The 25,412-nt window shown below is 40.3% G+C and carries 23 protein-coding genes; 19 read left to right on the top strand and 4 right to left on the bottom strand.

Annotated elements, in window-relative coordinates; translation table 11 throughout:
* The first annotated feature begins 93 nt into the window (after positions 1–93).
* The 19 genes from MFLA_RS10360 (at position 94) to MFLA_RS10275 (ending at position 21,880) form a co-directional block, all read left to right on the top strand.
* Positions 94–771, top strand: coding sequence for a CAAX prenyl protease-related protein (locus tag MFLA_RS10360; protein ID WP_011480251.1), 678 nt, complete (start codon positions 94–96; stop codon positions 769–771).
* Complete coding sequence (gene epsL / locus MFLA_RS10355; RefSeq protein ID WP_195741992.1) at positions 719–2,023, top strand: XrtB/PEP-CTERM-associated polysaccharide biosynthesis outer membrane protein EpsL; 1,305 nt, start codon at positions 719–721, stop codon at positions 2,021–2,023. Before MFLA_RS10360 ends, epsL begins: the two co-directional genes overlap by 53 nt.
* A 10-nt stretch (positions 2,024–2,033) precedes the next feature.
* On the top strand, positions 2,034–3,419 hold the full coding sequence (locus MFLA_RS10350) for an undecaprenyl-phosphate glucose phosphotransferase (RefSeq protein ID WP_011480249.1): 1,386 nt from the start codon (positions 2,034–2,036) through the stop codon (positions 3,417–3,419).
* A gap of 32 nt (positions 3,420–3,451) precedes the next feature.
* Positions 3,452–4,396: an EpsD family peptidyl-prolyl cis-trans isomerase gene (locus MFLA_RS10345; protein WP_011480248.1), complete on the top strand. Its 945-nt coding sequence runs from the start codon at positions 3,452–3,454 to the stop codon at positions 4,394–4,396.
* Positions 4,397–4,428: 32 nt separating this feature from the next.
* Positions 4,429–5,223 (top strand): polysaccharide export protein EpsE, encoded by a 795-nt coding sequence (epsE, locus tag MFLA_RS10340; RefSeq protein ID WP_048811689.1) that lies wholly within the window; start codon positions 4,429–4,431, stop codon positions 5,221–5,223.
* Between the two features lie 45 nt (positions 5,224–5,268).
* Positions 5,269–6,678 (top strand): chain length determinant protein EpsF, encoded by a 1,410-nt coding sequence (gene epsF / locus MFLA_RS10335; RefSeq protein WP_011480246.1) that lies wholly within the window; start codon positions 5,269–5,271, stop codon positions 6,676–6,678.
* A complete protein-coding gene (gene epsG / locus MFLA_RS14650; RefSeq protein ID WP_011480245.1) occupies positions 6,675–7,571 on the top strand; it encodes a chain length determinant protein tyrosine kinase EpsG in 897 nt (298 codons plus the stop codon). Before epsF ends, epsG begins: the two co-directional genes overlap by 4 nt.
* Positions 7,572–7,573: 2 nt before the next feature.
* Positions 7,574–8,461 carry an exosortase B gene (gene xrtB / locus MFLA_RS10330; protein ID WP_011480244.1) on the top strand — a complete coding sequence of 296 codons (888 nt, stop codon included), beginning with the start codon at positions 7,574–7,576 and terminating at the stop codon, positions 8,459–8,461.
* A gap of 21 nt (positions 8,462–8,482) precedes the next feature.
* Positions 8,483–9,163, top strand: a complete 681-nt coding sequence (gene epsI / locus MFLA_RS10325) for an exosortase-associated protein EpsI, B-type (protein WP_011480243.1) — start codon at positions 8,483–8,485, stop codon at positions 9,161–9,163.
* Between the two features lie 49 nt (positions 9,164–9,212).
* Positions 9,213–10,499, top strand: coding sequence for an oligosaccharide flippase family protein (locus tag MFLA_RS10320; RefSeq protein ID WP_011480242.1), 1,287 nt, complete (start codon positions 9,213–9,215; stop codon positions 10,497–10,499).
* Between the two features lie 2 nt (positions 10,500–10,501).
* Positions 10,502–11,680 carry a polysaccharide pyruvyl transferase family protein gene (locus tag MFLA_RS10315; RefSeq protein ID WP_011480241.1) on the top strand — a complete coding sequence of 393 codons (1,179 nt, stop codon included), beginning with the start codon at positions 10,502–10,504 and terminating at the stop codon, positions 11,678–11,680.
* A 57-nt stretch (positions 11,681–11,737) separates the two neighbouring features.
* A complete protein-coding gene (locus MFLA_RS14645; protein WP_195741991.1) occupies positions 11,738–12,745 on the top strand; it encodes a nitroreductase family protein in 1,008 nt (335 codons plus the stop codon).
* Between the two features lie 59 nt (positions 12,746–12,804).
* Positions 12,805–14,277 carry an O-antigen ligase family protein gene (locus MFLA_RS10305; RefSeq protein ID WP_011480239.1) on the top strand — a complete coding sequence of 491 codons (1,473 nt, stop codon included), beginning with the start codon at positions 12,805–12,807 and terminating at the stop codon, positions 14,275–14,277.
* Between the two features lie 59 nt (positions 14,278–14,336).
* On the top strand, positions 14,337–15,143 hold the full coding sequence (locus MFLA_RS14640) for a glycosyltransferase family 2 protein (protein WP_011480238.1): 807 nt from the start codon (positions 14,337–14,339) through the stop codon (positions 15,141–15,143).
* Between the two features lie 53 nt (positions 15,144–15,196).
* Positions 15,197–16,162 carry a glycosyltransferase family 2 protein gene (locus tag MFLA_RS14635; RefSeq protein ID WP_195741990.1) on the top strand — a complete coding sequence of 322 codons (966 nt, stop codon included), beginning with the start codon at positions 15,197–15,199 and terminating at the stop codon, positions 16,160–16,162.
* A 20-nt stretch (positions 16,163–16,182) separates the two neighbouring features.
* The gene (locus MFLA_RS14630; RefSeq protein WP_011480236.1) at positions 16,183–17,331 is read left to right on the top strand and encodes a glycosyltransferase family 4 protein; all 1,149 of its coding nucleotides are present in this window, start codon (positions 16,183–16,185) and stop codon (positions 17,329–17,331) included.
* Positions 17,332–17,745: 414 nt separating this feature from the next.
* Entirely contained in the window at positions 17,746–19,251 is a 1,506-nt protein-coding gene (locus tag MFLA_RS14625) for a cellulase family glycosylhydrolase (protein ID WP_011480235.1), read from the top strand.
* A gap of 29 nt (positions 19,252–19,280) precedes the next feature.
* Positions 19,281–20,387: a DUF1972 domain-containing protein gene (locus MFLA_RS10280; RefSeq protein WP_011480234.1), complete on the top strand. Its 1,107-nt coding sequence runs from the start codon at positions 19,281–19,283 to the stop codon at positions 20,385–20,387.
* Between the two features lie 53 nt (positions 20,388–20,440).
* Entirely contained in the window at positions 20,441–21,880 is a 1,440-nt protein-coding gene (locus tag MFLA_RS10275; protein ID WP_011480233.1) for a mannose-1-phosphate guanylyltransferase/mannose-6-phosphate isomerase, read from the top strand.
* 54 nt (positions 21,881–21,934) lie between these two features.
* Here the strand turns inward: MFLA_RS10275 and rfbD are convergent, their stop codons facing one another.
* Genes rfbD through rfbB form a run of 4 tightly spaced genes read right to left on the bottom strand, consistent with a single transcriptional unit; the run spans position 21,935 to position 25,378 of the window.
* The gene (rfbD, locus tag MFLA_RS10270) at positions 21,935–22,855 is read right to left on the bottom strand and encodes a dTDP-4-dehydrorhamnose reductase (RefSeq protein WP_011480232.1); all 921 of its coding nucleotides are present in this window, start codon (positions 22,853–22,855) and stop codon (positions 21,935–21,937) included.
* Positions 22,855–23,403, bottom strand: coding sequence for a dTDP-4-dehydrorhamnose 3,5-epimerase (gene rfbC / locus MFLA_RS10265; protein WP_011480231.1), 549 nt, complete (start codon positions 23,401–23,403; stop codon positions 22,855–22,857). Before rfbC ends, rfbD begins: the two co-directional genes overlap by 1 nt.
* Positions 23,403–24,281: a glucose-1-phosphate thymidylyltransferase RfbA gene (rfbA, locus tag MFLA_RS10260; protein WP_011480230.1), complete on the bottom strand. Its 879-nt coding sequence runs from the start codon at positions 24,279–24,281 to the stop codon at positions 23,403–23,405. Before rfbA ends, rfbC begins: the two co-directional genes overlap by 1 nt.
* Positions 24,278–25,378: a dTDP-glucose 4,6-dehydratase gene (rfbB, locus tag MFLA_RS10255; protein ID WP_011480229.1), complete on the bottom strand. Its 1,101-nt coding sequence runs from the start codon at positions 25,376–25,378 to the stop codon at positions 24,278–24,280. The genes rfbA and rfbB overlap by 4 nt, the downstream gene beginning before the upstream one ends.
* Positions 25,379–25,412: the final 34 nt, after the last annotated feature.

Below are 25,412 nucleotides of genomic sequence, written 5' to 3'. Positions count from 1 at the left end.
TTTTTTTAGTCCGAACAGACTACCTAAATGAGAATTTGTGTCATTTGTGACCAAAGTTTTGTATGATGACCAATTGAATTCAATTTGCAACATATGTTTTTATCCCGTTTACATACGCCGATCCTGAGCCGTGTAGCGCCATTTGCATTGTATATGCTCTTCATGGCAGTGGTGGACTTGGTAGTCCGGATCGGCTTGGTGGACGCCGATACGCGTTGGCTCTATGGCATCAAGGTCGGGCTGGTCGCCCTATTGCTTTGGTATCTACGCAAGCAGTATGTCGAGCTCCAGGGGCTAGCCGCGCTGGGAGCCAGGTCGTGGTTGAGCGCAATCGCCGTTGGTATGCTAGTATTTATCGCCTGGATCAATCTGGATGCGCCATGGATGTTGATTGGCGATCAATCCGAAGGGTTCGATCCGGGAAGCGGACCGGATGCCCGTCTGCTGATGGCGACAAGAGTGATGGGGGCCGCATTGGTCGTGCCCTTGATGGAAGAGCTGTTCTGGCGTTCATTCTTGATGCGCTGGATTCACAACCAACATTTCCTCAATGTCGACCCTCGGCAGGTAAGCGTCCTGGCCTTACTAGTTTCATCCGCATTGTTTGCAATAGAACATACCGAATGGTTTGCCGGTTTAGTGGCTGGCTTGGCATACGGCTTGCTTTATATTCGTAGCGGAAAAATATGGTTGCCGATCATCGCTCATGCGGTGACAAATGGCATATTGGGACTTTGGATCATATATACCGGTAACTGGCATTACTGGTAATCATTGGGGAAACACTTCTTTGCGGTTATCTCAATCAACTAACCTAATAAAAATTGCTTTGGTCGCTGGGCTAGGTATCGAGCTTGCTGGATTTGTAGTCCCTGCTTGTGCATTAGAGGGGGATGTTTTAAAGCCGTATGCCAGTCTTACATATTCATATGATGATAATTTAAGAAGATTCGCTAGTAAGCAATTAGCTCAAATGAGTACTGGGAGTTCAGATACCTCAGATACAATGCTTGTCAAAAGCGCTGGTATTGTGCTGGATCATACTATTAGTCGTCAAAAAATGTATGTGGATTTTAGATTAAACAAGTCCACATTTAATAAAAACTCAGAGTTAGATAATGATGGTCGTGACGTTATTGCCAGGTGGGATTGGGAGTTGGGAAATCGATTGGAAGGCAAGGTTGAGTTTTTTCATAAAAAAGCTTTGGTTCCTTTTTCAGAATTCCAACCTCTGCAAGGAACCATGTTATCGTTAAACACAAGAACTCAGGACCGCCGCTTATTGGAGGCGCGTTGGATGCTGCATCCTAGATGGCGTGTTAGAGGGGCTTTTATTTACTCTGAAATGGAGTACGGGGCTGAGGCTCAAAGGGCCGCTAATCTAAAGGAAGATATACAGGAGATCGGATTTGACTATCTATCTCCTACTAAAAGTATCATCGGTGTTCTGTACAGAAATACTAAAGGATCAAAGCCGCAGCAAGCTTTTCAGGGATCTTTTATAAGCAATGATTATGACCAGAATGAATTAAAGTTGAATGTCGATTGGGCTGTTACCGGAAAGTCAAGGTTGCAGTTTCTTGGTGGTTTGGTAGATAGGCAGCATGAGCAACTGTCTCAACGGGACTTTAGGGGGGTTAATGCTCGGGGAAACTTTAATTGGATGACTTCTGGAAAAACCAATTTGAATGCTGCAGTTTGGAGAGAAAATAACGCTCAGTCATTTGTTACAACAAGTTATACGCTGAATCGTGGAACATCATTAACGGCTAATTTGCAGGCAACTGGTAAGATAGCTGTTCAAGGCGTATTGAAATATGAAAAAAGAGATTTTGAGGGGGATCAAATTTTTGGTCAATTTAGGTCAGATAAAGATAAGAGTTTTATGCTGTCACTTATGTATAACCCAGTAACATCTTTTAGGATAACTACTTCATTTATTCATAGTGATCGAGAGTCAACATCTGATATGTTTGAATTTAGGTCAAATAGTGTCTCAGTAACAGGGCAATATGAGTTTTGAAGAGCTATAAATGACGGTAAATGACATACCTTTAGTCGCTTTTTTCAAGCAGCTGTTAGATCCTTTAATTATTCTGGGGACTTTGTATGGCTTTACGCTTCTTTATGGTGAGCCATTCAATGGCTACTACTTAATCCTTGCGTTGCTTGCATACTTTGTATCTTCAAATGTCTATGAGCGCCTGGATCTTTACCGCACATGGCGTAGTGGAAAAGTGTTGGGCTATATTCGTGATATTTTGTTCGGATGGGCAATTGTTGTCACCATATTGGCATTTATCGGATATGCCGCAGACCTTACTGATCAGTACCATGAGGAAATGGTGTATACCTGGTTTGTGGCGGTGCCGATCATCTTTACTGTTGCGCATTTGCTCATCCGCAAAATTGCCTCGGATTTGCATAAAAATGGCGAAGTTCGTTCTGTTGTCATAGTAGGCGCTAATGATATCGGTGTCCGGTTGGTGAATCGCATCAATGAAGACCCTTACCTGTTCATGGAGGTGAAAGGTCTTTTTGATGATCGCGAGATATCCCGGCATCCCAAGGGAATGCGTCATGTACCGTTGCTAGGCACAATGGCGGACGTGGCGGCTTATGTGCGTGCCAACAATACCCAGATCATTTTCATCAGTCTGCCGATGTCCGCGCAACCGCGCATCAGACAGTTGTTTGAGGAGCTGCAAGACACGACAGCATCTGTCTATTTTGTGCCCGATATCTATATTTTTGATCTGGTGCAGGCAAGGTTTGATGATGTGGCGGGTGTGCCTGTGGTGGCGATTTGTGAAACGCCGTTTACAGGGTTTAATAGCTTAATCAAACGGACTAGTGACATTATTCTTGCATCCCTTATCCTGTTGTTGCTTTCACCGATCATGCTGACACTGGCTTTGGCTGTGAAGCTGACTTCTAAAGGCCCGGTAATATTCAAGCAGCGTAGGTATGGGTTGAATGGTGAGGAAATCATTGTTTACAAATTCCGCTCCATGACAGTGATGGAAGATGGTGACAAAGTGGTGCAGGCACAAAAGCGTGACCAGCGCCTAACACCGATTGGTGGTTTTCTCAGGAGAAATTCCCTTGATGAGTTGCCACAGTTTATCAATGTGTTGCAGGGGCGAATGAGTATCGTAGGCCCGAGGCCTCACGCCGTGGCGCATAATGAACAATACCGCAAGCTCATACGTGGCTATATGTTGCGCCACAAGGTGAAGCCGGGAATTACTGGCTGGGCCCAGGTGAATGGATTGAGGGGTGAAACCGATACCCTCGAAAAAATGGAAGCGCGGATTGAATATGATTTGGATTATCTCAGGCATTGGTCGCTGGCGTTCGATCTCTGGATCATCATCCGGACGGTGCTGGTAGTGTTTAAAAAAGATAATGCGTATTGATGGTGTTGGCTGAATTTTGAGGAGACTGGATTTTGAATACTGAATATGGAAGCACAATAATGCAATGGTCGAAAATGACGAAAGGGGCGTTGGTCGCCTTGATGATTAGTATCGGGCTGTCGGGCTGTGGAGATAAATCTAATGAAACAAAGGCTAGCCAATCGCTGGCGAGAGTGAACGGCAAGGAAATAACCGTCCATCAACTCAATGAAGAGCTTGCTCGGGCCAATGTCCAGCCAGCGCAGAAAGAAGCTGCTACCAAGCAGATATTGCAATCATTGATTGACCGTCAACTGTTGGAGCAGGCTGCCTTGAAAGCAAAAGTAGACCGGGACCCGAACGTCATGCAAGCCATTGAGCGCGCAAAATCCCAAATGATTGCCCAGGCATACCTCCAGTCTAGGGTGGCTAACATAGGCAAGCCGGACAAAACAGAAGTTGAGAATTTCTATAAGCAAAACCCTCAACTATTTTCCGAGCGCAAGCTGGTGGAAATGGAACAAATATTGATTGATTCACGTTATGTCAATGACGAATTCAAGTCTGCGCTCGGTAGCTTCAAAACCCTGCAGGAAGTCGCTGCGTGGTTGGATGCTAAGGGAATCCAATATGACCGTGGAGAAGTTGCCCGCAGTGTGGCAGAGCTGCCTCCACAGATTTCTGAGCGCCTGAAGGATGCAAGGCGTGGCCAGCTGTTTGTGATCGGCATGGGACCGAGGACGATGCTGGTGCTCATGGATAGCGTAAAGGAGAGCCCGGTATCACTGGCAGATGCGACACCGCAAATTGAGCAAATGCTCTTGAATAAAAAGCGTAAGGAAGCGGGTGAGGCTGAAATCAAGCGACTACGGGCTGAAGCAAAAATTGAATATTTAGACAAATCGGCCGAAGTACCACAACAACCAGAAAAAGCCGAACAGTCAAAACCCTCTAGTGTCGATGATGATATTGCTCGCGGAGTAAGCGGACTAAAGTAGTAATTCTATAAAACGTGTATAGGTGTAGTGCCATGACTAAATTGATCAAATGGTTTGTAACGGTAGTCCTGACGATTGTTGTATTCAATGTTAACGCAGCGGATTCGGATATTGTTCTTGGGCCGGGGGATGTTCTAAGGATATCTGTATTTGAACAGCCTGATCTTTCCTTGGAAGTAAGAGTGAGTGAGTCTGGCACTATCACCTACCCGTTGATAGGCGAAGTCAGAGTCGGTGGAGAAACACCTGCAGCTGCTGAACGCAAAATTGCCAGCATGCTGGAAAGCGGTGGATTCTTGAAAAACCCTCACGTGAATATCATTGTTGCTCAGTTGCAGAGTCAGCAGGTTTCTGTGCTAGGTCAGGTTAACAGGCCAGGTCGCTACCCACTGGATAGTGCAAAATCTCTTGCAGACGTACTGGCGTTGGCCGGTGGAGTTGCACCTGATGGGGGAGATTTGATTAGCTTGGTTCGCAAGATTGAGGGGAAAAGTGTTAGAGAGATAATTGATTTTGCTGAAATGATGCGGGATGGCGACTTAAATAAAAATATCTTACTTACGGCAGGAGATATTATTTATGTAGATCGAGCTCCTAGATTCTATATATATGGTGAGGTTCAGCGGCCAGGACAATATCGTCTTGAGTATCATATGACAGTGCTGCAAGCACTCGCTGTTGGTGGTGGCCTTAGTCTCAGGGGAACGGAAAAAGGTATTAAGGTGAAACGGTTAGATGATGAAGGTGGTGTTAAGATAATTAAAGTAAAGCATGATGATTTTATTCAGCCTAATGATGTTGTATATGTACAAGAGAGTGTATTTTAGTTTGTTTTTTGAATAACAGCTGAATAATCAAAAAGGTAATCTAAGATGAGTTTTATCAGATTTATTTCTATCATTAAAGCTAGATATAAAATTATTATTTTTACTTTATTTATAACGGTATTAACTACCGCTATTGTTACAATATTGTTGCCAAAAAATTATAAAGCAACAGCTTCAGTGCTTGTTAATTATAAAGGCGCTGATCCTGTAACAGGTGTAATGCTTCCTGCGCAGTTAATGCCAGGTTATATGGCAACGCAAGTGGATATTATTTCAAGTAAAAACGTTGCAAAAAAGGTAATTGATAAACTAGGTCTGGCAGATGTTCCAGCCGTAAAAGAGGACTTTTATCAAGCAACTTCAGGTAAAGGTGAAATTAAAGAATGGCTTGCAGATTTATTGCTAAAAAAACTTCAAGTTAAACCATCTCGAGAGAGTAGTATTATTGATATTAGCTTTTTTGGGGTAAATCCCCAGTTTGCAGCTACAATCGCAAACGAATTTGCTGAGTCTTATATGCAAACTTCAATACAACTTAAAGTTGAGCCTTCTCAAAAAGCTGCTTTGTATTTCGTTGAGCAATTGAAAGAACTGAGAGAAGATCTAGCTCAAGCGCAATCGAAGCTTTCAGAGTATCAGCAAGAGAAAGGGATTGTAAGTGTTGATGAAAGATTGGATGTGGAAAGAGCCAGATTAAATGAGCTTTCATCTCAATTGGTTATTGCACAAGCACAAGTTATGGAAGCGAGATCTCGGGAAAAAAATTCAAGTGGAAAAGAAGCTTATGAGTCTCCTGATGTAGCAGCTAATCCAATTATCCAAAATCTTAAAACTGAAATTGCTAGAGCAGAATCAAGGTTTGCAGATGTTTCGCAGAAATTTGAAAGAAACCATCCTTTTTATCTAGGAGCTAAAGCAGAAATTGAAAATCTTAAGTCTGAGCTAGATAGACAGATCAAATCGGTTTCAAGTAATGTGGCAAGTAATTCAAGAATTCTGCAACAACGTGAAGCGGAAATACGTTTGGCTTTAAATAATCAAAAAGAAAAAGTATTACAACTTAATCGAGATAGGGATATTTTATCTGTTTTGACAAGAGAGGTTGAAAATGCTCAAAAAGCATACGACATGGCTATGCAAAGGTATACTCAAACGAATATTGAAGGTCAGTCAAATCAATCTGATATTTCTTTATTGAATCCTGCCGTGGCACCTCTTACTCCCACTAGCCCAAATTTATTGCTGAATATTATATTGTCAATCCTCTTGGGTATGTTTTTAGGAATAGGGTTTGGAGTTTTAGCTGAGTTTGTTGATCGAAGAGTACGGACTGCTGATGACTTAATTGAAGTATTACAAGCCCCACTTCTTGGGACTATTAGTAAAGAAAAAAGAAAACTGAGATTTTTTAAAAATACTTCAAACCTGATAACTTTAGGGAAGGCTGAATTATGATTTCATTTACACCTTCTAATTCAAACTCTGAAAAAGTAGAAAATGCACCATTGGTAAACGAATTTTCAGAATTTACAATTGGTAGTTTATTATTGCGGATGGGGAAAATTACACCCGAAGATGCTGAAAGAATTATGCGGTTACATAAAGAGAAGGGTTTGCGCTTTGGAGAAGCTGCTCAAGCATTAGGGTTGATAACTGAAGATGATATTCAACAGGTTTTATCGAGGCAATTTAACTATCCTTATTTATCACCTGACCAAAACTCATATCTTAATGAGCTCGTTGCTGCATATCAGCCTTTTAGTAACAAAGCTGAGGTTTTGAGAGCAGTACGCAGTCAATTAATGCTGCATTGGTTTTCACCGGAACGAAAAGCACTAGCTGTTTCTTCAGTAAGCAGCAGCGATAATGCAAGCTCTTTTGTTGCAAATCTTGCAGTTGTTTTTGCGCAATTGGGTGAAAATACATTATTGATTGACGCTAATTTACGCTACCCACGCCAGCATGAGATATACAATCTGAGTAACAAACGTGGGTTATCTGATATCTTAGCAGGAAGAGCGGGGTATGATGTAATTTCAAAAATAAATTTTTTTGAAAACTTATCTGTATTAACTGCCGGTACATTACCTCCTAATCCTCAAGAGCTTGTTAGCAAGCCAACATTCGGAAATTTAATTAAAGAGTTGGCTTGTGTTTATGATGTAATTTTATTGGATACTCCCGAACTTAGTAATTATTCAGATGGTTATGCAATTGCTTTTACTGTTGGAGGAATTGTATTAGTTGCAAGACAAAATCATACTCGAGTGAATGATTTATCTATTGCTGTAGAACAATGCAAGAATAATGGTACTAAGGTAATTGGGTCAATATTGGTTGATTTGTAGATATGAACACTGTCGAGGTAATCGAGCAAGATAATCCTGGTATCTGGGAGGTAATCAATCGGAATTGGATGCTATTATTAGGTTTGTTCATTATGTATACGCCTACATATTTGAACTTATTAAATACTGTATGGCAATCTGAAGATCAAGCTCATGGACCATTAATTGTTGGCGTTGTCTTGTATTTAGTATGGGTACAGAGACACCAATTGTTTAAGGCCGAAAATAATATTATAGGCAGGCCAGTAATTGGCGGGATAGTTTTAGTTTTTGGTCTTTTACTCTACATTCTTGGCCGTTCTCAAGATATTGCACCGTTAGATATTGCATCTCAAATTCCTGTTTTTGCTGGATTGTTGCTAATTTTCCGTGGTTATTCTGGGCTTCGAGCATTGTGGTTTCCGTTATTCTTCTTGATTTTTATGGTGCCTCTTCCTGGAGTTTTTCTTGATGCTGTGACATTACCAATGAAGATTGCGGTCTCATATGTAGCAGAAAATATACTTTATTGGATAGGATATCCGATTTCAAGAAGTGGGGTGATCCTCCAAATCGGACAATATCAATTACTTGTTGCGGATGCATGTGCTGGTTTGCACACTTTAATATCTTTGGAGGCGCTGGGTTTACTTTATTTAAATGTTGTAAAGCACGATTCATTTATTCGTAATGTAATTCTTGGGATATTGATTATTCCAATTTCTTTTACCGCTAATGTGATTAGAGTTATGGTATTAACTTTAGTTACTTATCATTTTGGAGATGCTGCTGGTCAGGGTTTTGTTCATGGTTTTGCTGGAATGTTACTTTTTGTAGTGGCTCTAATTTTGATAATTAGTGTTGATACGCTCCTACAATATTTGGTTAAAAAATGGCAGTTAAAAGCCTAAACTCTTAATAAGGCCTGTCTAATGGATGGATTTACACTGCGAAATTTAATTATATTTTTACTGTTATTGGTAGCTACTTTAGGAGGAGTAATTCTTAAACCTACTAAGTTTGTTAATGCAGCAGAAGATATAAATTTAGAAGCAATGATTCCTAAGGAGTTCGATGAGTGGAAAATCGATCCTACGATTACTCCTATACAAGTGAGCCCTGAGGTGCAGCAAAACCTCAATAAAGTTTATGATCAAACTCTTTCTCGGACCTATATTAATAAGCAAGGAATGCGAATAATGCTTTCGATTGCTTATGGGGGAGACCAAAGTCGCGGCTTGCAAGCACATAAGCCTGAAACCTGCTATACAGCTCAAGGATTTAATGTTGATTTGTTGGGTAATGCCATTTTAAATTTTGATGGATATGAAATTAAAGTTAGACATTTATTAGCCCAGCATGGGGCACGATATGAGCCAATACTTTATTGGATGCGTGTTGGTGAAACTACAGTTTATGGTGGATTGGGTCAAACTATAAAAAGGTTTGAATTAGGTTTGCAGGGATATATTCCTGATGGACTGCTTTTTAGAGTTTCAAGTATTAGCAGAGATAATATCTCTGCTTTTACACTGCAAGAAGAATTTGTTAAATCTTTACTGAAAAATGTAGATAGTAAAAGTAGAAAAAAACTTATAGGTACATTTTCATAAAATTCAATGTTTTTTTAACCTAACTTTAATAATAAAAATGTAGCAATTTATGATTAAACATACCGCATTTATGGCTCTTTCGACTTTTTCACGGTTGCTATCAGCGGTTGTACTTTTCATTATTCTTGCAAGATTCCTTGGTCCGAGAGACTTTGGCATATTGATGTACAATTTTACTCTTGCGTCAATAGCTGTGCTTTTAGTGGAATATGGATTTTCAAATCAGTTGTTAAGAGATATAGGAAGATACCCTGATAATATTAATCAGTTAATGGGGAGGGTTTTTCTTGCAAAACTATATCTCACAGTAGTGATGGGGGTCTGTTGCCTTGCTGGACATTACTTATTCTATACAAATGACTTAGATAGAGCAATATTTTGGATTTTACTGTTATCTTGTTTGCTCACTTCTTTTGGGGATTTTTTTAATATTGCATTCAGAGGTATCGGAAAATTTCATGAAGAAACAAAAGTTGCAACAATTGGCTCTTTGTTGCATTTCGGCTTAATAGTTTTAATGGTAATTAATGGGGCTGAGTTATTATTAATTAGTTTAGGTTTTGTTTTATCTCGTTTTGTTTATTTTATTTTGTCGTGGCGGGCATATAAGCGAGTGGTTGGTGATTTAAATACTCTGTCAGCCTCTCCAGTTGCTGTTCTAAAAGCATTAAAAGCAGGATTTCCATATGCCGTTGATGCGGGTTTCACTAACTTTTTCTACCAAGTTGACACCATGCTTGTGAAATATTATCTGGGAGCCACTGGAGTTGGTATTTACCAAGCAGGTATGAGATTTCTAAATGGTGCAATGCAATTTGCACCTGTACTCGGAAATGTATTTTTACCTGTAATTGCTGCCAAGCACACTAATACTAGAGAGTTTGTTGAGCTAGCTAAAAAACTTAATCTTCAGATGCTTGCTGTTGGTACTGTGTGCTGGGCTATTTTCTGGTTTGCCGGTATGCATATTACCGAATTTGTTTTTGGTGATGAATATGTAGAGTTAAATTCAATTTGGCCCTATATTGGTTTGTTAGTTTTTACAAGATATCTTGCTGCGCCTCAAGGTGTTCTATTGACTGCTTCTGGATCTCAGACAATACGTGTCTGGGCACAAATTTTTGCACTTATTATTTTGCTAATTTCAGCACCACTTCTGATGAAAGTGATTGGACTAAAAGGTATGGTCATTGCTTTAATCATCACATTATTAACCTTGTTTTTGATATTTTTCAGTGCATTACGGCTTAGAAAAATACCTACTGGGTTTGGGGGAGTTAATTTTACTTTGACTGTAATAGTATTTAGTCTTTCCATTTTTCTTTTGGTATATTAGTCATGTTGAAAATAGGCTTACTTTGGCATTCTACTACTTCAGATAATCTTGGTGTTGGCGCTTTAACTGAAGCACAAATTTCTATTATTAATAAAGCTGCGGTGCAGGCGGGGGTTGAGGTTGAATATCGAATTTTCGGCACTAATGGAAACAAAGATTACTTTGAGGGCAACCCTTTAATTGAGCGAGGGACAAATGTATCACTCAAAAGAATTTTGATCGGGGCTTCTGATTATCCCAAGAAAATCCGGGAATGCGATGTGGTGTTTGATATAGGTGAAGGTGATAGTTTTGCTGATATTTATGGTTTTTCACGATTCCTAATACAGATTGTGTCTAAGTTGGTTGTCTTGTTTCAACGTAAACCTCTTATTTTAAGCCCGCAAACTATAGGGCCATTCGAAAGTAGGTTTAATTTAAAGGTGGCCAATAATGTAATGCAGCGGTGCACTAAAATATTTGTAAGGGATGGATTGTCATTTGGATACTTGCAAAAGAATAATTTATCTGTAAATGCAGAGGAGGTAATTGACGTTGCTTTTAGATTGCCATTTCAACGCCCTTCCCGGGATTCAAGTAAAGTAAAAATTGGACTAAATGTATCAGGATTACTTTATAACGGTGGGTATACTGGGAAGAATCAATTCGGTCTTAGTGTTAATTATCCTGAACTTACTAGATCACTATTAGATCAGTTTACTCGAATAGAAGGTTGTGAAGTATGGCTTGTTCCTCATGTGCTAACGACCTCATTTCCTATAGAAGACGATGTGAACGTGTGTGTTCAATTACAAGAGCTTTATCCAGCTGCTAAGCTTGCACCATCTTTTTCTTCTCCTAGCCAAGCTAAATCTTTTATTTCAGGGATGGATTTTTTTCTTGGAGCTCGCATGCATGCTTGTATCGCAGCATTTTCAAGTGGAGTGCCTGTTGTGCCATTAGCGTATAGTAGGAAGTTTAATGGGCTTTTTTCTGCCTTGGATTATCCTTATCTTGGGGATTGTAAGGTTAATACTAACGAGCAAATAGTTGGTTTGGTTATGGATTGTTTTAACAGTCGGGAGCAGTTGAAGTTTGCAGTAGAAGAAGGTAATAAAATTGCAGAAAAAAAACTATTGCGTTATGAGCAGTACATAGCAGAATTATTAACTAGAATTTCAAATAAAAAGATTGTTTTATAAGTTAAAAGTCAAATTTACTAAGTTGAACACATATTTTAGAGAATGTATAGTTGTAAGATGAAAAAATACATAATTGGTTTCTTGCCGCTTTCTATTAAATGGCTTCTGAGATTTTGTCTTCGAGGCCCGAGTTTATTGAGAGACTTTTGTTACGATGCTAAACGATATATTAAATGGTCATCTGTAATTTCTTTCGAGAAAGATCGTGAAAAGATTCTTGCGGTTATTACTGCTACTTATCACAACATCGAGAAAGGAATGTCTTTACCTAATCCCAGGCCGTTATTTGGAAGGGTAGTGATTGGACAATTAGTTGGATCAGTCGATAATTTTCATCTTAATTTTGGGCCTGATCCACAGCTAGATGTTCCGATAAATGTACTGGCGCGTTATTGTCAATTTAATAGAAGTCTTGGTCAGCCAGATTCTCAATTAGAAGTAATCGTTGATCGGTTAAAGAAAAATAATCAGAGCACTTTATTAAGGATTAATGATGGCGGGGTTATTTTGCGCTCTAAAGCTGAGGTTTTAGACGCAATATCTGGGGTTAAAGAAGATTTTTTTCTTATGCGCCATAGTGTAAGGCAGTTCACTAAAGATCCTATAGAGCATAGTGTAATTGAAAAGGCCGTACGTATTGCTCAAAAAAGTCCAGCAGTTTGTAATCGACAGTCTGGAAAGGTCCGGGCAATTCTTAATCCAGAATTAATTAGGAGTACTTTACAAATTCAAGGGGGCGCACGAGGGTTTTATGAAGAGGTTCAGGCTTTATTTTGTATAACAGTGGATTTGTCAAATTTTAATGGGGCGGAACGTTATCAAGGTTGGATTGATGGGGGAATGTTTGCAATGAGTTTTATATATGGCTTACATTTGCAAGGCCTAGGAAGTTGCGCTCTTAACTGGAGTAAAACTAGGAAACAAGATATAGAAATGAGGAATCACCTTCGTATACCAGAAAACGAATTAATTATCATGTTTGTTGCCGCTGGATATTTAAGGGAATCATTTGTTGTTCCGCAATCATACCGAAAACCTTTAGGTGAAGTCTTGAGTTATATTTAATATATATTAAATATTAGGTAGAAGGTACCATTAAAATTTCACAAGGCTAATGCGTCATTATGAAGAACAATTCTTCTCTCTTATCTTTTAACCGTAGGGATGCTAATTTCGTTAGTTTAAAGATAGGGAGTATATTTTTTGTAATAATGGCTGCAATAGTGGCTTTGATATTTGGTTTTGTCAGTGCTATTTTTCCATGGTGGTGGATAGTAGCCATTATTCTTTCTATATTATTTATTTTTATTGGTTTTACATATCCTTTAGTAGCTTTAATAGCTGTTATAGCAATTTCTTCTAGATTAATTCCAGATACATTTTTGCCTTCAATAAGACTGCTGGGAGGCACAATACCATCTTCAGATATGGCCTTGTTTGCAACATTCATTTTTTGTTTTTTTAAATACAATTCAGAATTTAGCTTTACAAAGCAAGCATTGTCACCTTTGGCTATTCCTTTATTTGTTGTACTTTTACTGTTGCTTTTTTCTGTATTTCGGGCGGTGTTTGAAATTAGATTGCCATTGAAAGATATTTTAGGGGAGTCAAGGCATTTCCTTTATTGGCTATTGATTCCCTTAATAGCTTTAACATGCTCAGATAGACAAAGATTTAAATTTATTGTTTTTGGCTTTCTTTTTGTAGCTTTTTTATTTTCAATTGGCCAGATTTTGCAAGGTTTTCTAGGTGTAAATGTGTTCGGGCGCGAGCTTACTAGCCTTGAAACTTTGGGAAGCATTAATAGTGATGTTACACGAAGCATGACGTCAGGAACTCACATTATTGTTTGGGGATTTTTGTTTGTACTGGCTTTGTTTGCTAACCGAATAGGTTTTTCAAAGACTCTTATTATATTGTGTATATTTACAGGCGCTGGAATTTTCTTAACCTATGGTCGTGCTGTTTGGGGGGGGACTTTCTTAGCTGTTTTGTTCTTATGCTGGAAGCTAGGGACAAAAAAAATGCTTAGAAGTGTAGGACTAATTGCAATTGTTGCTGTATTTGGTTTAAGTGCTATGCTAGCTATTAAGCCGGGCGCTATTGAAGGCGCGATGCAGAGATTGTTTAGTGTGGAGGAGGAGGTTTCTCATGGATCTTCTCTCGGCTGGAGGTTTTATGAAAATAAAATGGCATGGGCGGCAATTCAGCGGTCACCTTTATTAGGCATTGGGCTTGGTGCCCCTTATAGGCCGCCTGCTAAATCTGATGTGACAGCAGAGCAAGTGAGATATGTTCATAGTGCTTATATCTATTTAACCTTAAAAACAGGCATTATTGTATTCATGTCAGTCATTTTTCTTATATTCAAAATACTTCATTTAACTTACATTCAAACGCGGTCTAATGATTTATTTATATCAAGTGTTGCCATAGCTTCTTTTGCTGCAATGATAGAGTATTTTTTGGCCTGCATTACTCAGCCAGAATTAATGCAAACCCCGGGAATTGCTTTTTTGGCTACTCTTGCTGGTCTTATGTGCGCGGCTAATTATCTTAATCAAAAAAATCTTACAAAAGGAAAGCTAACTTCTTAAAGTGTAAATTGGAATATATATATAGTCATAATTATATAAAATAATATGAGAACTTAAAGATGAATGTTAAAACATCTCCATTAATTAGTATTATTACGGCAACATATAATTCAATGAAATATTTTGAGGATACTAAAAAAAGTGTCCTTGAAGGAGATGTTGAAGACTTTGAGTGGATTATCGTTGATGATGGATCCACTGATGGAACGCGGAAATATTTACAAGAAATTGATCATCCAAATATAAAATTGCATTTTAAAAGTATTAATGCTGGTATTGAAGACTCATATAGAACTGGTATTGAATTGGCGACCGGTAAATATTTGCTAATTTTAGATCACGATGACACTATTCCATTGGGATCTTTGTCAAAGCGGCTTGACTTACTGGAATCAAATCCCAATGCTTTGGCTGCATTTGGTGCTGTGGCATATATGGATGAGTCTGGGAGGATTTATAAAGAATCACGTTTTCCTTTTGTATCAGATGATTGCGTACTGTCATCACTATTTACTTTATTCGGAATCTTTATTTTACCAGTATACCCTTTAAAGCAAGGGTGTGTGGTTTTGAGGTCTTCTTTCGTTAAAAATAATCCAGGGTTATATGACATACAACTATTCCTGCAAGCTGCTAAATTGGGCCCAGTAATATTTATCAAGCAAGCATGTTTAAATTATCGAACATTTAGAACGCAGTTTTCAAGTTCTAGAAAAATGCGATTGATTCGTTTTTTTCAATTTGTTTGGGCAAAATATGCGTTTAAATTTCTCCCGTGGTATATAAGCCCGTTCTTTGCTATTTATAAAACAATACCAGAGTTCTTTAAAGTATTATGGAGTTTTGTTTCTTCAAAACGGATTTAAAAATATGTTAACGATTCTTTATTCATGGTTGCAATTTTTATTGGTGCTTATTGATGACGGATTTTAGTTCAAAAAAAAAGTTAGACTTAAGTGTTGCAATAGTTTTTGTTAATTATAATACTAGTGACCAAATTATTTCTTGTATTTACTCTCTTAGGGAAGAGAGATATTCAAAGATTATTGTTGTGGATAATGCATCTCCGGATGATTGTCCTGAGTGCATCGTAGAAGAGTTTCCAGATGTTGTACTTATTAAAAGTGAAAAAAATCTTGGCTTTGGTGAGGGATGCAATATTGGAAAAGATTGGGTTATAGTTAATACAGATTGTGAATATATATTTTTTCTTAATCCAGACACACTAGTTGAACCTGGATTATTACAATTACTGCATGATGGATTTTTTAGCCCTGAAGTTGGATTGGTTACCCCAAGAATTACTATGATGGGTGATGGGTTGGATATACTTTGGTATGGTGGGGGGTATATGAACTGGTTAACTGGTTCGGCACGCGTACCAGGTTGTGGATTAAGTGCTGTATCAAAAATAGCTCTAGAAGATCGATTTGTAGAGTTTGCCAGTGGTTGCGCTTTTATGATTAGACGTTCAGTTTTAGAAGAGTGTGGCGGGTTCGATCCACGCTATTTTATGTACGAAGAAGACGTCGAATTATCTTTAAGAGTAATTTCTTATGGATATAAAATTTATTATATGCCAAAAGCTGTTGTTCGCCATCTGGCTCAGGGTAGCCAGGGCAAAGAGGTAGAGGCTGTTGGTATGTTTAAAGGAAGGAATCCTAAGCTTCCTTTTTTTGTTTATCAAACTGCGAAAAATAGATTTTTAACTGTTTTTACTCATGGAACTGTGCTTAAGAAAGGTCTATTTTTAATAGGTTTTATGTTATGGGTGTTTCGAAACTCTTTTGAATGGGTCAGATATAAGAGACTTGATGCATATAATGCTTTATTTTTGGGCATTAAAGATTTTGTTAAATACACATATGTATCAGGTAAAAAATAATTATTCAGATTGGGTGTTATGTGAAAGAAATTAACGTCGCCTTTGTGGAGCCAGTTGGTAGTCACGGTGGTATGGACTATTATGATTCTGGACTGTGTGCCGGTTTGTTACATCAGGGAGTATCTGCAACTTGGTATACCTGTGACATTTCTAAACCTTGTGGTAATAGACCTATTTTCATGCAACTTACTTTTGTAAATATTTGGGGAAAGGATGCTACGTGGAGAAGAGGGGCTAGGTATATCTTAGGGCTTTGTAGGAGCATAAAGCATGCTAAAAAAAATTATTCAAATATTGCCCATTTTCATTTTTTTCATGTGGGTGTTTTAGAATTTTTAAGTGTATTATTTTTTCGCTTATTTGGATTTAAGGTTGTTGCTACAGTGCACGATGTTGAGTCTTTTAAGCCGGGTCTAACCTTCTCTATCTTGTTAAAATGGACTTACTTTCTCTGTAATCAATTAATTGTGCACAATCAAGTTAGTAAGGATGAGTTGATTAATAGAAGTAATGTTTCTATAAATAAAATACATGTAATTCCTCACGGAAGTTATATTGGTCTGGTTGCACCCTCGATGCCAAAAGCAGATGCTCGTCAAGCTCTTAATGTATCATCAGATGAAAAGGTAATTTTATTTTTTGGTCAAATCAAAGAAGTAAAAGGTTTGGATTTGTTGATTGAAGCGTTAGGTTTGGTTAAAGATAAACTAAAACCATTTAAGCTAGTCATTGCTGGAAAAGTGTGGAAAGATAATTTCTCTAAGTATCAAGAATTAATAAGTAAAAACGGGCTAAATGATTTTTGTAAATTGGATATTAGATACATACCAGATCAAGAGATATCAATGTTTTATAGTGCGGCAGACTTGATTGTTCTGCCTTATAGAAAAATATATCAAAGTGGTGTTTTATTAATGGCAATGAGTTATGGAACTCCAGTGTTAGCTTCAGACCTTCCGGGTATGGCGCAAATTATAAATGATGGGGAAAACGGATTTTTGTTTTCTGCTGGAAATTATATTGATCTTGCTGAAAAGCTTGTAAAAATTTTTTCTTACCATGACTTATCTAGGATTACTTTGCAAGCAGAAAACGATATGAGAACTCGCTTCAGTTGGGATGAGATTGCGATAAAAACTATCAGTGTTTATCAGAAAAGTATATCGTAATGTGTATTTGCTAAGATTATGGTAAACGGGTTTGATCTAAAAATATTTTGCGGTGATGTTTAGTAAAATTCTTAATGGGGTTAGGATTCTTGATTTTTTCATCTTCTGAATTGTGATGTCAGTAAATAGGCTCTTTTGTATGTTATATTTATTTGGATTATTTTCCATTGCTATAGCTTGATAGTGATTATCTTTGACTTTAATAAGGTATGAGTTTTTTAATTTAACTTCGGGAGTAATCTTTATATATTAATTTTTATAGGTGTCAATTGTAAAAAATAAATTTTAAAGCTAATAATAAAATTAGCTAAATAATTAGATTATTTTGCCGTTAATAATAGGTGTGGATTTTTATTTACAGTGTTTTTTTGAAGTGGCGTGATTTGATCGTATCTAGCCTGGAGGTCCATAACTATGCAATTAATTAACTCTCGAAGGATTGTTTTACTTAGTTTGTTTTCCCTTATGCCTTTGGTTGGTATTGCTGAAGTTTATAAATCTACAGATGTAGACGGGAGTACCACTTATTCTGATACCCCTCAAGCTAATTCACAAAAGATAAAGGTTTTTCCTTCTGATTATAAGAAGAATGTTAAATCTGAGGCTGCAGCTAATAAATCCAGAAGTAATTCTATTTCTGCTGCTAATGTTACAGAAGCTCCTATTGATGAGTCTAGTAGTGATTCTAATGTAACTATAAAGCATTCAACATCTAATAAATCTATCAATTCAAGCAATCCTTCTGCTGCTGGTGGCTCTTCTTCTGCTGGTGGCTCTTCTTCTGCTGGTGGCTCTTCTTCTGCTGGTGGCTCTTCTTCTGCTGGTGGCTCTTCTTCTGCTGGTGGCTCTTCTTCTGCTGGTGGCTCTTCTTCTGCTGGTGGCTCTTCTTCTGCTGGTGGCTCTTCTTCTGAAACAACTACAGCTGCTTCGGTCGATAAGGTTTCTGCGGCTTTGCAAGGACCGAAAGCTTTTCTTAATTCAGACGATTTTAAAGAAAATTCTTATCGAGGGTTTAATGTTCTTGGGCGGAAATTAAGTTCTGCTGACATGGAAGATCTTGAAAAGTTTAACGTCAATTTAATTCGAAGCGTTATTCATTTGGAAAAATGTAAAAAATGTAATGATTATGAAATTTCTCCAGTTGAGTTGTCGCAAATGGATTTTCTTGTGGAGGCAGGTCGTAAGTTGGGATTTTATGTAATTTTTGCTTTTGATCCTAAACCTGCTGGAGATCAGGCGATCTACTGGAATAATCAACAATTACGAGAAAGCATTAAGAATAACTGGGTAACTATTGCTAAAAGATACAAAAATGAGACTGTGGTGGCAGGGTTTGACCTGATTAATGAGCCTGTTGTTAGGCCTGGATCAGTATGGGAAAAGTATGCTACTGAATTGATTACTGCCATACGTAAAGTAGATGAAAATCATATAATTTTTCTGGAACCTAGTCCTTGGGGGCTGGCTTCTAGTTTGGAGCAGTTTACTCCTGTTCCATTTAATAATATAGTTTACAGCTTTCATTTTTATTCTCCCCAAGAACTTACTCATCAAGGATTGGCGGCATACCCACATGCATATATATATCCCAGTGAAAAGTGGGATAAAGAATACCTAAATAATCGACTAGACATTGCTCGTAATTGGGCTAATAAATATAATGTTCCTCTTTATATCGGTGAATTTAGCATTATTCGGTGGGCTCCGTCTGGTTCGAGGTTACGTTACTTGACAGATGTAGTTGAGCGCTTTGAGCAAGAGAAATGGTCATGGACATATCATAGCTATAGAGAATATAGCGGATGGGATGCGGAAATGCCAGATAGTATATTCAAGAATGATGCTATTGTCGAACGTCAAAACAATGTTCCTGTACTTCAGCTTTTGATGAAAAATTTTAATAAAAATAAGAAATATTAGAATCACATTTAACATGAGTTTGTATTTGTATGCATAAGAAAATAGCAATATTAGGAACCAGAGGAATTCCGGCTGCGCATGGTGGCTTTGAAACATTTGCAGAGCATTTGGCTATTTATCTTGAAAGAAAAGGGTGGAAAGTAACAGTTTATTGCCAAGTAGATGGTAATGGGCCTATGTATGAGGATATGTGGAATGGTATAAAGCGAGTAAATATTCCGATATCTATCCAGGGTTCTTTAGGCACTATTCTTTTTGATTGGAAGTCAACGATTCATGCTTCAAATACTTATCATCTTATTTTAACTCTTGGGTATAACACTGCTTTATTCTGTGGGCTCTATAGAACTAAAGGAATAACTAATCTAATTAATATGGATGGAATCGAGTGGCATCGGAAAAAATGGGGGGCAGTTGCTAAACTCTGGTTCTGGATTAATGATTGGGCTGGTTCAATTTTAGGCAATCATCTGATTGCTGATCATCCGCAAATTGCGCGTCATCTGGAAACAAGAGTCAGGCCTAGCAAGATCACAATGATTCCATACGGCGCAGATAAAGTGATTGAGGCGAATCAGGCCGTTTTGGAGGAATATGGACTTAAGCCTTTCAGTTATGCGATCTTAATTGCTCGTGCAGAGCCTGAAAATTCTATTTTAGAGGTGGTGAAAGCCTGGTCCGCTAAACCTCGAGGCATGAGGCTTGTAGTGCTAGGAAAATATAACCCTGACCATGCTTATCAGGTCGCGGTTAAAGCTGCCGGCTCAGACGAGGTGCTTTTTCCTGGCGCAATTTATGATAAACACGTGGTCGAATCTTTACGGTATTTCTCAAGATTATATATTCACGGCCACCAAGTTGGCGGCACCAATCCTTCTTTGGTGGAGGCACTAGGGGCTGGTAATGCAGTATTGGCGCACGATAACCGTTTTAACCGCTGGGTCGCTGGAGATAAGGCGGCCTACTTTTCTGGTGAAAAGGACTGCGAAATCACTCTTGATGAGCTTCTTAATGATGAAGTTCGGTTACGTGAGATGAGAGCCGGTAGCTTGGCTCAATACGATACCTTATTTACCTGGGACTCAGTGTTGCAGCAATATGAGGCCTTGCTGACAAGGTTTTTGCCAAATAAGTAATTAGATACTGTGCCTATTTCTTTCCCTTTATATTTCTATCCAGTGAGAAAATTATGCAGATTCAAGCCGTGATTTTATCAGGTGGCTCTGGCACAAGGTTGTGGCCTCTTTCTCGAGAAAACTATCCCAAGCAATTGCTGACATTGCTTGATAATGATTCTTTACTTCAGTCGACATTACGCAGGGTCGATCCACTCATTGGAACCGAGTGTTCTCCAATTCTGGTATGTAATGAAGAATATCGCTTTGTTATCGCTGAGCAATTGCGGATGATGGGAAGGCGTGGATCTATTCTCCTTGAGCCTGTAGGCAAGAACACTGCCCCTGCGCTCACCTTGGCTGCCTTAGAGGCTGCCAGCCACGGCCAGGATCCAATCTTACTTGTCATGCCCGCCGATCACGCTATTATCAATGTGCAAGACTTTCAGGATACCGTGAGGACAGGGGCTGAACATGCCGCTGCTGGTAAGATCGTCACCTTCGGTATCGTGCCCGATAGGGCAGAAACTGGCTATGGTTATATCAAGTCAGGCGCAGTGCTGGAAGGTTTCGGTTCTGCTTTCAGTATTGAGCAGTTTGTTGAGAAGCCTGATGAGGCTACTGCTCAGCAATATGTAGTAAGTGGGAATTATTTCTGGAACAGCGGTCTGTTCATGATGCGTGCCACGGTATGGCTGAATGCGATTGCTAAGACTCGTCCAGATATCTTATCTTCATGTAAGCAGGCTTGGGATGGTCAACAACGCGATGGCGATTTTGTTCGGGTGGACAAGCTTAAATTTCAACAGGTACCTAGCGATTCTATAGACTATGCGGTGATGGAGCATGTCGCTCGTGGTGCCGATAATCTGCCTGCAGGCATAGTCATCCCCCTGAATGCCGGCTGGTCAGATGTTGGGGCCTGGGATTCATTCGGGAAAATTTTGCCGCAGGATAACGCGGGTAACTCCCATTTAGGAGATGTGCTGTTCAATGATTGCTCGAATACTCTAGCTGTGTCTTCAGGTAGGCTGCTTGCATGTGTGGGTCTGCAAAACATCGCGGTGATTGAGACAGCAGATGCGGTGCTAGTTATAGATAAAAGTAAAACTCAGGATGTGAAAAAAATCGTGGAGCAGCTTAAGGTCCAGAAAAGGCCCGAGGCCAAGACTCACCGCAAGGTTCACCGCCCCTGGGGCTGGTATGACAGTATTGATATGGGGGCACGGTTCCAAGTAAAACGTATTGTAGTGAATCCAGGTGCTACGTTATCTCTTCAAATGCATCACCATAGAGCCGAGCACTGGATTGTGGTGACCGGTACAGCGAAGGTAACAAGAGGAGATGAGGAGTTCCTTGTTTCTGAAAACCAGTCTACTTATATTCCTTTAGGTGTGACGCATATGCTGGCTAATCCAGGAAAGCTTCCTTTAGAAATGATAGAGGTTCAGTCTGGGGCTTATTTGGGTGAAGATGATATTGTTCGCTTCAATGATCAATATGGACGTTCATGAATAATTTCCCTTGGTCTGACTGAAGTCAGTTTTAATGATTAATTAGTAATAATGCTAATGATTTTCGACCGAGAATGTTGCTAAGTGGGTTACTGTAGATCGCAAAGCCAATTCCCATGGTGCTAATTCAGTTTTGAAAGTGCTCATGAATTTTTCAGTGCTCATCTTGGAGTTGGCGGGGCGATGAGCTGGTGTGGGGTATTCTGCAGTTGTAATACCGACAACATTTTCTACAGTGGATTTTAATTTCGCTAAATTTTTCTTTTGGGCTATTTCTCCATACTGGCGAATGATTTCCAGTGCAAAGCCATGCCAGCTCGTCTCCCCAGTATTGACTAAGTGATAGACACCTCTTTGAGTCCCATCCCATGCGTGCAGCGCAGTAATAGTTGCATCTGCAATGCTTTCGGTAGAAGTTGGTGCGCCAAACTGGTCTGCGACTATATTCAATGAGTCACGCTCGGCAGCTAATCTCAATATGGTGCGCATGAAATTTTTTCCATATGCACCATAAACCCAGCTGGTCCTGAAGATTAGATGATTTGCTCCGACTTCTTGAATGGCTTTTTCTCCTGCTAACTTGCTGGCTCCATAAACGCTAAGTGGATTTGTTTCATCCAATTCTGTGTAAGGGGTAGTTTTGGTGCCATCAAATACATAATCCGTAGAATAATGCACAAGCAATGCATTTAGCTTTGCTGCTTCTTCAGCCAGAATGCCGGGAGCAGTGCCATTGATGGCGTAGGCCAGCTCCGGCTCAGATTCCGCTTTATCCACAGCAGTATAAGCTGCAGGGTTGATTATGAGGTCTGGTTTGGTCTGTCGCACTACGTCCCGGATATGGTCAGGTTTGGATAGGTCAAGTTGGCTGCGGTCAAGTGCAACGACTTCTCCCAAGCTTTGTAGTTTCGGATAGAGAGCATGGCCTACCTGGCCGTTGATGCCGGTAAGCAGGATCTTGTTGAAAGTTGCCATTATGCGAATAACTCTGTCTGGTGGAGGCCTAAGCCTTGTTGATCTTTACTTGAGAGGAGCGGGGGCGTGCCAATATCTGGCCATTCAATACCAACAACGGGATCGTTCCAGCTTAGGCAACGTTCATGCGCAGGCGCGTAGAAGTCTGTGGTCTTATAGAGAAACTCTGCAGTTTCGGACAGCACGAGGAAGCCGTGGGCAAAACCTGGTGGTACCCACATTTGTTTCTTGTTTTCTGCTGACAGATGTTGCCCTACCCATTGACCAAAGGTTGGAGAAGATTTGCGGATATCCACGGCAACGTCAAAAACTTCACCTGCTACTACTCTAACCAATTTTCCTTGGGCTTGCTGGATCTGATAATGTAGCCCTCTCAATACTCCTTTTGAGGATTTTGAGTGGTTGTCTTGTACAAAATCATATTTCCTGCCGACGGCTTCCTCAAAGGCTTTCTGATTGAAGCTTTCAAAAAAGAATCCCCGGGCATCACCGAATATCTTGGGTTCGAATACGATCACATCAGGAATATGGGTGGGCGTGACATTCATTAAAAGACCTTTTCTTTCAGCATCCGGATCAAATATTGGCCGTAACCATTCTTGAGGTATGGCTGGGCAATTTTTTCTACTTGTTCTGCATCGATGTAACCTTTGCGGTAAGCGATTTCTTCGGGGCAGGCGACTTTCAGGCCTTGTCGCTTTTCTATGGTTTCGATGAATAGTGAGGCTTCTAGCAGGGATTCATGCGTTCCTGTATCCAACCAGGCATGACCGCGCCCCATCAATTCCACATTGAGGGAGCGCCTTTCCAGGTAAATTTTGTTGACATCGGTAATTTCAAGTTCGCCTCGAGGAGATGGTTTGAGGCTGGCGGCAATGTCAACGACCTGGTTGTCATAGAAATACAGTCCAGTAACGGCATAGCGGGATTTTGGCTCTTTGGGCTTTTCTTCCAGGCTGATAGCCTGGCCAGCATCGTTGAACTCGACCACGCCATAACGTTCAGGGTCGTGAACAGGGTAGGCAAATACAGTGGCGCCATGCTGCCGTTGATCGGCATGTGCCAGGTCATGTGCCAGGTCATGACCATAGAAGATGTTGTCGCCAAGCACCAGGGCACTTGGATCATTGCCAATAAATTTCTTGCCGATGATAAAGGCTTGGGCCAATCCATCTGGGGAGGGCTGTACTGCATAGGCAATATTGAGTCCCCATTGACTGCCATCACCCAATAGCTGTTCAAAGCGTGGTGTGTCCTGCGGAGTTGAGATCAGGAGGATGTCGCGTATCCCAGCCAGCATGAGCGTGGACAAGGGATAGTAGATCATGGGCTTGTCATACACGGGCAGCAGTTGCTTGGAGACTGCCTGGGTGACAGGGTAAAGCCGGGTGCCCGATCCACCGGCGAGGATGATGCCTTTTCTCATGCTGCGCTCCCGCTATATTGCTTGCTGACCCAGTTGCGGTATTCTCCACTGGTGACGTTGTGCACCCATGCCTGGTTTTGCAGATACCATTCCACGGTTTTTCTGATGCCTGACTCGAAGGTTTCCGCAGGCTTCCAGCCCAACTCGCGCTCCAGTTTGCTTGCATCGATTGCGTAGCGCCGGTCATGGCCTGGACGGTCCTTGACGAATGTGATTTGGTCTTTGTAGCTTGAGCCATCTGCCTTGGGGCTGAGTTCATCCAGGATGCTGCATAAGGTCTGTACTACATCGAGATTGGCCTTTTCGTTCCAACCGCCCACATTGTAGGTTTCCCCGAGCTGGCCTGCTTCCAGTACGCGGCGGATGGCGCTGCAATGATCCTTGACGAATAGCCAGTCGCGGATTTGCTGGCCGTCACCGTAAATAGGCAATGGTTTACCAGCAAGCGCATTGAGCAGGCATAGTGGAATCAATTTTTCAGGGAAATGGTAAGGCCCATAGTTATTGGAGCAGTTGGTGGTCAATACCGGCAAGCCATAAGTGTGGTGGTAGGCACGCACTAGATGATCCGAGGCTGCCTTGGAAGCCGAGTATGGACTATTGGGGGCGTAAGGGGTGGTTTCCGTAAACGCTTGGTCCTTGGGGCCCAGTGTGCCATACACCTCATCTGTAGAGACGTGCAGGAAGCGGAACTGAGGATTTTCTTTTTCCTCTGGGTGGGTTTTCACCACGCTATTCCAGTAGGCGCGTACTTCTTCCAGTAAGTGGAAGGTGCCGACTACATTGGTCTGAATGAAGTCTTCCGGGCCATGGATGGAACGGTCAACATGGCTTTCGGCGGCAAAGTTGATGACTGCACGGGGTTTGTGTTCTGCCAGCAACTTGGCGACCAAGGCGCGGTCACCAATATCGCCATGTACGAAGATGTGGTTGGGGTTGCCTTCAATGTCTGCCAGGTTTTCAAGATTTCCGGCATAGGTCAATTTGTCCAGGTTGATGACGGTGCCTAGTCCTGCCTTGACCCAGTCGAGTACGAAGTTGCCACCGATGAAGCCTGCGCCACCAGTGACAATGATAGTGTTATTTAATGTCGTCAATCTATTAACTCACTTAATATCTGGATTATTTGCG

This window comes from Methylobacillus flagellatus KT (assembly GCF_000013705.1).
Taxonomy (GTDB): Bacteria; Pseudomonadota; Gammaproteobacteria; order Burkholderiales; family Methylophilaceae; genus Methylobacillus; species Methylobacillus flagellatus.
The sequence above is the reverse complement of the archived record's forward strand: the minus strand, read 5'-3'. Positions and strand labels throughout refer to the sequence as shown.